The following is a 513-nucleotide window of genomic DNA, read 5'->3' as shown; positions in this document are numbered from 1 at the left end:
TTCATATAATGATATATACAATTAGGATATTCCTTTAGTGGCTTTTTATTTTTAGTCACATAGTTAATATATTCTTCATAACTACTATGTAGCTTGTCCCAGACCTCATCCTTTTTCAAATTACAAAAACCATCTCGATCCAGTTCAATTTCATTCTTTTCAATAAGGTGTTTTAAGAATTCGTTGCGTACATTCTTTATGTTGATGTTTTCAGAGCTGCGTAAAGAGGCTTCAGATTGGCTTGTTATCGTTTTATTGCCTCCTAGAATTTTCATTGCTATGTCTAGTAACTCTTTAGATTCATTACTACCATTTATGAGCGAAGCTACAGTAACTCCTTCTACCCCTCTTGACGACAATAATTCTACTGCTTGCTGCAGATTATTTAGCTTAGCCTCAGCTTCCTGTTCCCGCCTTGATTCAATCATAGATGCGTAAAACCCAATGGCACTCATTTCGTAGAATCCATGATGCTCAAACAAAGCTTCCCATTCATCATAGGCAAATTTACTG

The 513-nt window shown here is 35.5% G+C and carries 1 protein-coding gene; it reads right to left on the bottom strand.

The window, feature by feature from the left end; all coding sequences use genetic code 11:
- A partial coding sequence (locus GCU85_RS10105) for a hypothetical protein (RefSeq protein WP_218110676.1) occupies positions 1–513 on the bottom strand: 513 nt, incomplete at both ends.

It is taken from the genome of Ostreibacterium oceani (genome assembly GCF_009362845.1).
GTDB classification, from domain to species: domain Bacteria; phylum Pseudomonadota; class Gammaproteobacteria; order Cardiobacteriales; family Ostreibacteriaceae; genus Ostreibacterium; species Ostreibacterium oceani.
The sequence above is the reverse complement of the archived record's forward strand: the minus strand, read 5'-3'. Positions and strand labels throughout refer to the sequence as shown.